Here is a 12,204-nt window from a genome sequence, read left to right as displayed (position 1 = left end):
AACTATGACAATGCTAAAACCGGAAGAACAGCTGAAGATATTCAAGAGGGGAACATTTGAGATCCTGCTTGAAAAGGAGCTTCTCAAAAAGCTCGAGCGCTCTTATAAAGAGAAGAAGCCTTTAAAGCTGAAGGTCGGTTTTGATCCTACCGCTCCAGATATCCATCTCGGACATACTGTGCTCCTTCAGAAGATGCGGCAGCTCCAGGACATCGGGCATCAACTCACCCTCATCATCGGCGACCTGACAGGAATGATAGGCGACCCCACAGGGAGAAACGAGATAAGAAAGCCGCTTACAAAGGAAGAGGTCTTGAAGAATGCGGAGACATACAAGACCCAAGTCTTTAAGGTGCTTGACCCAAACAAGACCGAGATACGCTTCAACAGTGAATGGCTCGACAAGTTATCCACCATGGAGATCATAAAGCTTCAGGCAAAACAGACCGTTGCCCGCATGCTTGAGCGGGATGACTTTAAAAAGAGGTTCGCAAACAATAACTCCATCGGCATCCATGAGTTCATGTACCCGCTCCTTCAGGGATATGATTCAGTTGTGCTTCAGTCTGATGTCGAGCTTGGAGGCACAGACCAGAGGTTTAACCTCCTGATGGGCAGAGAGCTTCAGGAGAAGGACGGGCAGGAGCCGCAGGTGCTTGTCATCATGCCGCTTCTTGAGGGGACAGACGGCATAAAGAAGATGTCAAAGAGCCTCGGAAACTACATCGGCATCTCAGAACCTGCAAAAGATATATACGGAAAGATCCTCTCCATCAGCGATGAACTCATGATCAAGTACTATGAACTCTTGAGCCATATATCTGTTGATGAACTGGCCAAATTAAAAGAGGGCTTGAAAGACGGTTCCGTCCACCCGAAGAAGGCAAAAGAAGAACTTGCCCTTGAGATAACTGAGAGGTATCACAGCAAAGACGAAGCGCTCAAGGCAAAGGAAGAGTTTGACAGCATCTTTAAAGATCATGGCATACCCGATGATGTTCCTGTCTACACACTTGAAGATGATAATGACTTCTGGCTTCCCAAAGTTCTAAAAGATTCAGGCTCAGTCAAAAGCACCGGAGAGGCCATAAGGCTCATGCAGCAGGGCGGTGTGAAGGTTGATGATGAGAAGTGCGATGACCCTGATAAGAAACTTCCTGCAGGTGAGTATTTGTTAAAAGTAGGGAAGAGACGGTTTTTGAAGATAGTGGCTAAGAAGTAATGTCATCCCTTTATCTACCTTTCAGCCTCTTAACCTTTTCAGGAGTCTCAAGATAATTCTCTTTTGACACAACCCTCTTGCCAGTCTTCTTCTCAAGGTCTTTTCTCGCCATGCCTGCAACCTCGCCGCCCTTGCGCGCTGAATGTTTGCTCTCATGAAAACCTTTTGCATCATCAACTCTGGTTATCTCTGTCGTGGCAGCTTCGCCAAGCATCGAGAAGATCAACTCAAGGTCATTCATATGGTCTCTCAGGTTCTCGCGTTTCAACCCTTTTAATTTCTTATGCTGACCCGGGGTTACGCCGAATGCAGCCTTTGCGATCTCGGCGGTAAGTATCTCATATTCCCTCTTCTCTTTCACTTCTCTCTTCTTCCATTCGTCCGTAAGCTCTTCCCTGATAGCAATGCCGCGCATACGCTTTTCTATCCATTCATCAGAATAACCCTTTGCCTTATACAATTCCCTTGTCCGCTTTGTTCCGAGTTCAGGATTTTCAATTTCCTGCACGCGTTCATAGCCCACTTTAGCCAGCCAGCGTTTAAAAGGCTCAGCCTTAGGGGATGGGATGGATTGGATAAAGCGGAATATACCTTCTGTATTTGCGCAGTCAGTTTCGTAATTTTTTCCATCAGCAGCTGGTAATTTCAGTCCGTGACAAAATGTCACGACCTCGCTCCCTTCTTTTTTAAGTCTTTGTTTCAACTTCCTCCAGTATGCGCCTGCATCGGGGCTTTCCGTAAGCGCTCCGCATACATCTATGACAGAAAACCACCATTCATTCTTATGAATAGTCTTCCTGATCCCCTTCCCTCTAAAAACTGCTATGTTAGTTTCCATCTGCCTCCTTATGACCAAAAGAATAATGCCTTATTCTATTCCTAAAAATGATTTTTGCCAAGACATTTATTTGTGTCTAACATCATCCGGATTAATTCATTATCTTGAAATAAAATAGTCAGTTATGAGTGTCTTGGGAATATCAATGAGAAGCTGAAATCACAAATTGTGATTTCAAGTTGGGGAGAAAATAGCAGGGCAACATCAGAGGAATGAAAAGCTGGATCGGTCACAAAAAGTGTTACGGTTTAATTCAGAAAGATCTAAGCATTTCCTGCGGCATTATTATCAACAACAGACATCTTATTCAGCTCCTGGATCAATAAAAGCGGCATGAACCTTCTTTCCTGATAGACTCTCCTCGTGCGGTATCTTCTGTTAGGACATTTAGGTTTGAGGGAGCTTCCCATCCTTCTCCGCTCCCTGAGCGCCCTTCTCTGATATATCCTGCGCTCATCTGCATTTAATATATCTTCATTATAAGAGAGCTTCTTCAGTGTGACATGGTTTTTATCTTTCCAGGGCCACATCATGATCAATACCTTAGAGGCATCATGCGTTCCGTAGTAGATGGACTGGCCTTCGCGCACCCCTCCAATGTAGTCTGAAAGAACTTTGATAGGCGTCTTTTCCTGTAACGCGTTATCTACAGGGCCTTCAGGTTCCATCCTGTCTTCCAAAATCACCGGATGTCCAAATTTGCCAGATAAGATCTGATGCCAGTTGGAAATGTCTTTACTGAAGAATACTAATTCAGCGTAATTATGTGTATCCTGCCGAATTTCCTTAACAGAACTGCTTAACTCTTCACCAAGGATCTTTCCAATTTTCATGACAGCCCCTTTATCGATTCCATCTCAATGTTATAAATTCTGTTGCTATTATAAAAAGCTGATAAACATAAAGCAATAATCACCACCACAGCATCCTCCACCACTCTTTTAACCTCTCAATGTACTTCTCCAGCACAAAGACATCCCCCTTGACCGGCTTCTTCTCCCTATCGTGCCTGATCCTGACACCGTGTTTATCATATACCATCTGGATCTTGATCCCGGCGGATAAGATACCTTCAATAACAGCCTTAATAACCATATCCTTTTCATCGCCGTAATCATTCTTTATATAAATATTAACTTCAAACATCCCGGCATATGTCGCTTTTTTCGCAGCAGCAGCTGCAGCTTTTTTCGCAGCCTGAGGTGTTGTTCTCCACTCGCCCTTAAACCCCTGAGCAAGTGTAGATGACCATGTAACAACCTTACCTTTCATGTCTAAGAAAGTTACTATGATATTGTCAGGCATCAGCTGCACAGCAACGTTGCCTGAAACCACTTCATCCTTCTTAAACATTACCCTCCCGTGAACGACTAAAAACTACTCTCTGCCGAAATCATCATCAAATCTCACGATATCATCCTCTCCAAGATAATCGCCCATCTGAACCTCGATTATATGAAGGGGCTCTTTGCCCGGGTTCTCAAGGCGGTGGCGGTTCTCTTTAGGGACGTAGGTTGACTGGTTCTCTTTGAGGATAATTGCGTGGTCGCCGTTGATTATCTTTGCGATACCTCTTACAACGACCCAGTGTTCGTTTCTGTGATGATGCATCTGCAGAGAGAGCTTTGCACCGGGATAAACAACGATACGTTTTATCTTTGTATGTTCCATCTCTTCAAGGATAGTGTATGTCCCCCAAGGACGATAGACAGTGCTATGTGACTTGTACTCCTCGCGGCCTTTCTCCTTCAATTCAGCGACTATATTTTTTACATCCTTGCTCTTCTCAAGGTCTGAGACAAAGACGGTATCAGGAGTATCAATAACAACTACATTCTCAAGCCCTGTCACAACAACCAGCCTGTTGCCGCCCCTGACAAAACTGTGTCTTGTATCTTTTAATATGACATCCCCTTCCACAACATTATCATCGGAGTCTTTCGGAAGAAAATTATAAAGAGTCTCCCATGTCCCGATATCGCTCCACCCGAAGTCTGACGGGAGCACGACACCTCTTTTGGTCTTCTCCATGATAGCGTAATCAATGGAGATATTGGGCAGCGCCGCATAGCTGTCCATAGAGACAGGCCCCTTGCCTGACAATATCGCGCGCATGCTCTCTAAAAGTTCCGGCTCTGCATCTGCAAACTCCATAAGCATTACAGATGCCTTAAATGCGAACATGCCGCTGTTCCAGAAGAAGTTCCCCTTGCTGAGATAATCCTTTGCAGTCTCAAGATCCGGCTTCTCAACAAACCTCTTGACCCTGAGCGCTCCTTCCTCTACAGCTCCCACGCCTTCTATGTAGCCGTAGCCGGTCTCAGGCCTGTCAGGTTTTATTCCGAAGGTAACGACGTAGTCTTTTTCTGCAAGCCTTACCGCAGCCTCAAGCCTTTCATGAAAACCCTGAAGATCCTTTATCACATGGTCTGAAGGGAATACCAGCAGGACCGCATCCTCTTCGGTCTTTAAGATATTAAGGATTGCCAGTAATATCGCGGGCGCGGTGTTTCTTCCGCATGGTTCGGTGATTATCTTTCCTTCTGAGGATATTCCAAGCGCCTCAAGATGCCTTGCGATCTCAAATAAATGTTCTTTGCCGCAGACTATCTTCAGCCTCTCAAGGTCGACTGTAGGTGAGAGCCTCTTGATCGTGTTCTGTATAAGCGATTCATCTCCGACAAGGTTCACAAGCTGCTTAGGGAATAACTCCCTTGAAACAGGCCATAGCCTTGTGCCTGTTCCGCCTGCCAGAAGGATCGGATGGATATTTATTTCTCCCCCTCTTTCCATGAAGTGACCCTGTTCTTCCCTTCCTTTTTTGAGATATACATCGCTTCATCAGCCTTATTGCAGAGGACTGAAAAACTGGCGCCGTCCTCAGGCGCAGAGGCTATGCCCGCGCTGAAGGTGCAGAGAAGTTTTGCGTCGCTTACAGGGGTCTCTCGAAATGATGAAAGAAGCCTTTTGGTCAACTCCATGGCGCCTTCCTTGTCTGAGTTTATAAGGCAGAGCACGAACTCCTCGCCACCGTAGCGCCCTGCGAAATCAATGGTCCTCAGCTTCTGCTGAAAGAGCTGGCCAAGCTGTATAAGCACAATGTCGCCGATGGAATGGCCATGCTGGTCATTTACTCCTTTGAAATTATCTATATCAATAAAGACGATCGATATGCCGCCGCCGTAGCGGCCGATGCGTGAAAGCTCTTTCTCCACCCTTTGCTCAAGCGCCTGACGGTTCAGAAGCCCTGTAAGCTGGTCAATACTGGACCTCTCTGTGAATGTCGCATGCCGCTCGATCACAGACCGTACGCGGGCGACAAGGATGGACGGGTCGAACGGCTTGGTAATATAATCATCCACCCTCAGGCGGAATCCCTTGACCTGGTCCACAGACTCGGAGCTTGCCGTAAGAAAGATGAAAGGGATATCCCTGGTCTCGGACTTATTGAGTATATTCTCGCGGAATTCAAAACCGCTCGTTCCGGGCATCTGAATATCACAGATAATAAGATCCACATGGTTTTTGGACAAAGCCTCCATGGCGCTGCTGCTGTCCATTGCGGTAAGCGTCGCAAAACCTGCCTTCTTCAATTTAAGGTCTATGAGCCTTGTGAGCGGCAGGTCATCGTCTATGATAAGGACTAAATTTTTATTATCATTCATGGCTGTTCATCTCTCATATGTATCTTGACGGTTGAAAGATAATTATCAAGACGGCTGTTGAGTTTAATTATAGCCTCTTTATCACTGTTTTTTGCAGCCTCTTCCATCTCTTTCCCGATATCTGTTATCTCATTGAAGCCATAGCTGCCGCCTGTTCCCTTAAGGCTGTGGCCTATCCTCTGTATCTCATTGAGATCATTCTTGCTGAGCATGGCGCCTATCTTCTCAACCTCTTTCTTCATGCTGTCAAGGAAATCCGGTATCAGGTCCTGAAGGTCAGGATCGATATAGACAACATTATCGCCATATGTCCCGTCTGCGGCTGAAGCCTCAGGCAGAGCGGGCTTTTTCCCTCTGAGATATTCCTGTATCGCCTGCAGAAGAGCAGCCTTTCTGATAGGTTTTGCCAGGTGGGAAGTGCAGCCGGCCTGGAGACACTTTCTAACCTCGCCTGTCCCATCGTGCGCGGTCATGGCAACGATAGGCAGGTTCGCGCCGCCTTCAAGCCCCCTGATATTGCTTGTTGCCGCATAACCGTCCATCTCAGGCATCTCCATATCCATGAGTATCAGCGACACCCTCTGTTTCTTAAATATGTCAACCGCCTCTTTTCCGTTCGAAGCAGATATCAGCCTGCAGTTTTCACCCTTGAGATAGTTCTCAATGAGGCTCCTGTTGTCCTTTATATCATCCACAACCAGGATAACAGGATACATATCGAGCCATTTATCAACGGTATCCAGCAGGATCTTCCTGTTCAGCGGCTTGGTGATATAGTCATCCATATCATTCTCCATGCATTTTTCACGATAGCCCTTCATCGCATGGGCTGTTAGGGCTATTACAGGAGTCCTCCTCCCGCCCTTTTCAAGCATCCTTATATGCCGGGTTGCTTCAAATCCGTCCATCTGCGGCATCTGGATATCCATCAGTATCAGGTCAAAATGATATTTTCTAAACGCCTCAACAACATCCCTTCCGTTATCTGCCGTATCCACTACAAAGCCTGCGCTCTCAAGGAATTTTCTTGCAAGTTTCTGGCCGTCAGGATTGTCATCGGCAAGCAGTATCTTGATATGCCCCTTCTCGTCAATGATCTCTATCTCTCTCTTTGGAACCACAGCCTGGTCATGTACATTAATACGCAGTACCTTTAGCAGCGTATTAAAGAGGCTTGACTGCTTAACAGGCTTTACCAGCGCTTCGCAGATCTTGAGCTTCTTCATCAAGCCGGGGTTTATCCTGCCCCAGGAGGAGAGGATCAAGATCTTAAGGTCCTTGAACTTTTTGTCGCTCCGCAGCGCCTCAACAACCTCGATTCCGTCCATCTCAGGCATTTGATAGTCAAGAATAAGAAGATTATAATTTTTTTGGCCTGACTGCAGAATGGATAACGCATCTTTCCCGCTGACCGCCTCGTCAACGTTAAATCCCCACGCGCCGAGTATCTTCTGCAGGATAAACCTGTTGGTGCTGCTGTCATCGACAACAAGCGCTGTTATCTCTTTGAAATCAGGATAGGCATACTCTATCTTTCTCAACTCTCCGGGCTCTTCTTCATAAGGAAGTGATAAAACAATATGGAAAGCGCTGCCTTTGCCGATCGTGCTCTCTGCCCATATCTTCCCGCCCATCATCTCTATGAGAAGCTTTGATATGCTCAGGCCGAGTCCGGTTCCTCCGTACTTTCTGGTGGTTGATGAGTCAGCCTGCGTGAACTTATCAAAGATCTTCGCTATATCAGCTTCTGATATCCCGACCCCTGTGTCCGTGACCATGAAGTGAAGCCCGACGACTTTTTTTATCTGGTCAGTATAAGACGGCGAGAGTTCAACCTTGAGCACGACCTCTCCCTTTTCAGTGAATTTAAGCGCGTTACCCATAAGGTTTATAAGTACCTGACGAAGCCTGGTTGGGTCTCCAAGAACAGTGGATGATGTGATGCCGGGGTCAACATAACATATCAGCTCCACCTCTTTATCCTTGGCCCTTACATTAAGCCCCTCTGCGACACCCTCTACAACCTCCTTAAGGTCAAATGGAATGTGCTCCAGCTCCATGTTGCCCGCCTCTATCTTGGAGATATCGAGAATATCATTGATGAGGGAGAGAAGCGCTTCAGAGTTTGACTGGACTATCTTAAGATACTCATTCTGTTCAGGAGTGAGGTTCGTATCAATCGTAAGCTCTGTCATGCCGATGATGGCGTTCATAGGAGTGCGTATCTCATGGCTCATATTGGCAAGGAACTCGCTCTTGGCCATAGAAGCCGCCTCTGCGGCCTCCCTCGCCTTCTCGAGCTCAGCCTCTGCACTCTTGTGCTCAATTATTCCGGCCAATGTATTGGCAATGGCAAGGAAAAAGTCCTCGTCCCTGCGGTTCCTCTGGTACCCCTCGCCAAGATACAGGTTCATTACGCCGTTGATCTTATTGCCAAAGAGTATAGGAATGCAGTACTGGCTCTGCTTACGGGTATTATCAGCAGCATCAAAACTGCACCTGTCAGCCCATTCATTAAAAATTATCTGCCTTGTTGAAGCTGCCTTGCCGCAATAACATTCGTTAAAAGGAACAACCGAACAGGTATGTGAGATCTTTTGCGGAAGTCTGTACTTTGCTTTCATAAAAAGCATCTCCGCGTCTTCATCCGCGAGATATATGCATCCGTTTGAGCTTTCATCAAGCCATGGAAGCGAAAAGAGCACGCCGAGCGTCTGCTCAAGCTGGTCTTCAAGCGAAACAGGCGTAAGAGATATCCTGAGCACCGTGCTTATGACACCCTGCATATGGCGGTCCTTCTCAAGTTTTTTGGCAGCCAGCTTAAGTTCGGTTATATCCCTTACCAGCAGGACCTTCTCTTCAGTGAAGATATCAGGCCCGCTTATGCTGAAGATATGCTCATTGCCGTCCTTATCCAGCAGGATGCGCTCAATGATCTCCTCCCCATCTATCTTAAAGGCTGAGATATCCCCGCACATCTCGGCAAATGCCTCCATCTGGCTGTTGGCAGCCTTCATCCCTGAGGAAGTCATGTTAATTACGCCGACGCCGACGGCATTTGTTACGGACTGAAGCAGCTTAAGATGATTCTCTTTCTCAGCCATCTCCACCTGCCTCTTCTCAAGCAGCAGCTTCTTCTCCGCCTCGATCCTCAATGCTTCGCGCGCGCCTATTATCTCATCTGTAAGATCCTGAAATCTCGTCTCAAGTATATAAAGCTGGTCGCCTTTGAGCACCTGCTGCGTCTTTATCCCCAGTGTATTTCTGGAGAAGTCGGAAACACGCTTTGTTAATCTCTGTATACGCACTGTTATCCAGAGCACTACAAGCGTCACCGCCAGGATAATGACCGCAAGCTGAATTATTGAGTGCCTGCTGATCTGTTCGCCCTGGATCCTCTCAAAAAAGAGTGAGGCGCTGAACCCTGCCAGGATGGTCACTATGGCCATCTTAATGCTCAGAGGAGTGCGCAGATGCAGTTCTTTTATTTTTGATTTAAGAAGTCTCATTTCACGTGTCTTTACAATATATAAATATTTCAGAGCTCAGATACAGCTATCTTTCCGATGCCCATTTGATAATCTCATTAACCATCGCTTCAACAGTCGCCTCTTTAGGCATTATGCTGACCTTCAATCCTGCCTTTTCAACCGCCCTCGCGGTCACAGGCCCGATGACAGCGATAGCCACGCCATCCAGAAGCGATTCGGCATCGTCTCCAACCATATCCATGAAATTGTTAAAAGTAGCAGCGCTGGTAAATGTCGCGACAGTTATCTTACCCTCTTTCAAAAACCTCTTGAGCCTTTTGCCGTGTATCTCAGGCTTAACCGCTCTGTAAGCAGTGACAACATCGATCTCACCGCCCATCTCAATGACCTTTTTTGGAAATACATCCCTTGCTGTTTCAGCCCTTGGCAGAAGAAATCTCATGCCCTTTAACAGGTCAGGATTATTAACCTGTGATGTTGATATGAAAGCGGATATAAGCCCCTCTGCATTAAACTCCTCAGGCACCATATCAACCTTTACCCCATACTCCTGTATCGCAGCTGCGGTCTTTGTCCCGACCGCGCATACCCTGATACCCTTGAGATCCCTGATATCCCTCTTCTCAAAAAGCCTTTTGAAAAAGAACTTCACCCCGTTCGCGCTTGTCAGCACGAGCCAGTTATAAGTCTCTAATTTGTCTATTGCTTTATCAAGCTCTGTCCAGTCTTCAGGCGGGACAATTTTGATAGTATGGAACGCGATCAGTTCCGCGCCCATATCCTCAAGTTGTTCAAAGCCCTCTGCATGCTCTCTGGTAACAAGCACTCTCTGGCCGAACATGGGTTTCTCCTCATACCACTTGAGCTTCTCCCTCAGCTTGACCACATCCCCCACCACCATGACAGCAGGCGGCCTTATCTCCTTCTCCCTGATCAGGCTGACGATGTTCTGAAGGCTGCCCACAATCGTCTTCTGGTCAGCCCTTGTACCCCACCTGATCACTGCGACAGGCGTCTCAGGCTTTCTGCCGTTCTCAATAAGCCGCTGGCATACCATATCGATATTCTTTACAGCCATCAAAAAGACTATGGTGTCGATACCGGTGGCAAGCCTCGACCAATCGATAGAGCTCTCCCCTTTTGTAAGGTCCTCATACCCGGGAACTATTGCAAGCGAAGACGCATATGATCTGTGCGTAAGAGGGATACCGGCATATGCAGGAGCCGCTACAGCGGAACTTACCCCCGGCACAACCTCGAACTTGATGCCGTTATCAAAAAGAGCCTCTGCCTCTTCGCCCCCCCTTCCAAAGACGAACGGGTCGCCTCCTTTGAGACGGCAGACGATCTTGCCCTCTTTGCCCTTTTCAACAAGGACCCGGTTGATATCTTCCTGCACCATAGCATGCTGCCCGCCGCGCTTGCCGGCATAAATCAACTCAGCGTCATGCTTTATATAGTTCAGTATCTGGGAGTTAAGATGGAAGTCATAGACCACCACCTCCGCCTTCTGAAGGCAGCTTAATCCCTTGACCGTGAAGAGCCCTATATCACCGGGCCCGGCGCCGACTATATATACTTTGCCTTTCTTATTTTGCATACATTTTCAATGAATAGATTGCACAAAAAATCCATAAATAATAACACATATAGAGGGATATATATAAGTATATTAGGGGAGAACAAAAAAGAAGGTTTCAAACAAGATGTCTGAAACCTTCGGAGTGAAAGCTGATTTTTATTACGCTGAAAAGGACTAAATGTCTTTTGTCGCCATCTCCCTGAGTTCCTTGCCGACCTTAAAGTAAGGGACTTTTTTTGGGGCAACCTCAACCGAGTCTCCTGTCTTGGGGTTTCTGGCCTTGCGGGCATTTCTACTTCTGAGCCTGAAGTTGCCGAAACCTCTTATCTCAACCTTGTCACCATGCGCCAAAGCGTCTTTGATGCTGTCAAAGATCGTCTCGACCACAACCTCAGTCTGCTTTCTTGTAAGCCCTTCAACTTTTTCAGCTATCTTCTCAATAAGAACAGATTTAGTCATACCGGCCTCCGATAAATTATTCTGAAATTATAAACTAATAAATCAATTATTACCGTTTTAAATGTACAACATAACAACAGGATATGCAATATTTTTTTATGGCGAAAGCATGTATTGCAGTTTTATTCCCGGCATGGAATTTATCAAGAAATTTTTAGTGAATGAACTCCTTAAAAAACCGAAAAATCCGGTATCCTCTTCCTTCTCAACTACCTCCGGCTCACCCTCGATCCCGCTCAGCTTGGCAGCCAGCTTTATCGCCATATCAAGATTGCCGAGTTCATCTACCAGCCCGACCCCTTTTGCCATCCTTCCGGTAAAGATACGCCCGTCGGCAAGGAGTTTGACCTCGTCAATGCTTAAGCCTCTGCCTTTTGAGACAGCCTCAATAAACTGTTCATGCACATCATCAAGCACGACCTGAAGCAGCTTCCGCTCATCAGGGCTCATGGTTTTAAATATTGATGCTATGTCTTTATGCTCTCCGCTTTTTACGATCTGATTCTGAATGCCGATCTTCTGCATCAGCCCCTCTATGTTGGGGATCTCCATGATCACACCCATAGAACCTGTAAGCGTTCCTGCATTGGCAACGATCTTGTCAGCAGGGCAAGAGATATAATATCCCCCGGAAGCGGCAACAGAACCCATTGAGACCACGATCTTCTTATTAGCCTTGGCCTTGACCACCTCATCATATATCTCCTGAGAAGGTGCTACTCCGCCGCCCGGGCTGTCCACCCTCAGGACGATGGCCTTGACCGAGCTGTCGGAAGAATAATCCTTGAGCTCTTCTATAACACTTTTTGAATCTATTATCACGCCCTCAACCCGGACAACCGCGACCTTATCCCCGAGAGGGACCTTGCCTGTGATGGCAGTGAAAAGGCTGATAATTACAATTATCGCGGTTATGATTATGAAAAAAATGAGTATCTTCTTCATGA

10 protein-coding genes are annotated in these 12,204 nt (G+C 46.8%); 1 reads left to right on the top strand and 9 read right to left on the bottom strand.

The features are described 5' to 3' along the window. The first annotated feature begins 10 nt into the window (after positions 1-10). Entirely contained in the window at positions 11-1,222 is a 1,212-nt protein-coding gene (gene tyrS / locus Q7U10_03315) for a tyrosine--tRNA ligase (protein ID MDO8281646.1), read from the top strand. Between the two features lie 10 nt (positions 1,223-1,232). On the opposite strand, the gene Q7U10_03310 is transcribed toward tyrS, so the two are convergent. The 9 genes from Q7U10_03310 to sppA form a co-directional block, all read right to left on the bottom strand. Next, positions 1,233-2,060: a Bro-N domain-containing protein gene (locus Q7U10_03310; protein ID MDO8281645.1), complete on the bottom strand. Its 828-nt coding sequence runs from the start codon at positions 2,058-2,060 to the stop codon at positions 1,233-1,235. Positions 2,061-2,323: 263 nt separating this feature from the next. Next, positions 2,324-2,893 carry a hypothetical protein gene (locus Q7U10_03305; GenBank protein ID MDO8281644.1) on the bottom strand — a complete coding sequence of 190 codons (570 nt, stop codon included), beginning with the start codon at positions 2,891-2,893 and terminating at the stop codon, positions 2,324-2,326. Positions 2,894-2,972: 79 nt separating this feature from the next. Then, the gene (gene rpsK, locus Q7U10_03300) at positions 2,973-3,413 is read right to left on the bottom strand and encodes a 30S ribosomal protein S11 (GenBank protein ID MDO8281643.1); all 441 of its coding nucleotides are present in this window, start codon (positions 3,411-3,413) and stop codon (positions 2,973-2,975) included. A 24-nt stretch (positions 3,414-3,437) separates the two neighbouring features. Continuing rightward, positions 3,438-4,853, bottom strand: a complete 1,416-nt coding sequence (locus Q7U10_03295; GenBank protein ID MDO8281642.1) for a mannose-1-phosphate guanylyltransferase/mannose-6-phosphate isomerase — start codon at positions 4,851-4,853, stop codon at positions 3,438-3,440. Then, the gene (locus Q7U10_03290; protein ID MDO8281641.1) at positions 4,832-5,725 is read right to left on the bottom strand and encodes a diguanylate cyclase; all 894 of its coding nucleotides are present in this window, start codon (positions 5,723-5,725) and stop codon (positions 4,832-4,834) included. The genes Q7U10_03295 and Q7U10_03290 overlap by 22 nt, the downstream gene beginning before the upstream one ends. Further along, positions 5,722-9,234 (bottom strand): response regulator, encoded by a 3,513-nt coding sequence (locus Q7U10_03285; GenBank protein MDO8281640.1) that lies wholly within the window; start codon positions 9,232-9,234, stop codon positions 5,722-5,724. The genes Q7U10_03290 and Q7U10_03285 overlap by 4 nt, the downstream gene beginning before the upstream one ends. 46 nt (positions 9,235-9,280) lie before the next feature. Further along, the gene (gene cobA / locus Q7U10_03280) at positions 9,281-10,816 is read right to left on the bottom strand and encodes a uroporphyrinogen-III C-methyltransferase (GenBank protein ID MDO8281639.1); all 1,536 of its coding nucleotides are present in this window, start codon (positions 10,814-10,816) and stop codon (positions 9,281-9,283) included. Between the two features lie 156 nt (positions 10,817-10,972). After that, positions 10,973-11,257 carry an integration host factor subunit beta gene (locus Q7U10_03275; protein ID MDO8281638.1) on the bottom strand — a complete coding sequence of 95 codons (285 nt, stop codon included), beginning with the start codon at positions 11,255-11,257 and terminating at the stop codon, positions 10,973-10,975. 96 nt (positions 11,258-11,353) lie between these two features. Then, positions 11,354-12,202 carry a signal peptide peptidase SppA gene (sppA, locus tag Q7U10_03270; GenBank protein MDO8281637.1) on the bottom strand — a complete coding sequence of 283 codons (849 nt, stop codon included), beginning with the start codon at positions 12,200-12,202 and terminating at the stop codon, positions 11,354-11,356. Positions 12,203-12,204 lie beyond the last annotated feature (2 nt).

The sequence above is a fragment of the Thermodesulfovibrionia bacterium genome (assembly GCA_030646035.1).
GTDB lineage: Bacteria > Nitrospirota > Thermodesulfovibrionia > UBA6902 > UBA6902 > JACQZG01.
Note: the sequence above shows the minus strand (reverse complement) of the source record. Positions and strands in the feature narration are given on the sequence as shown.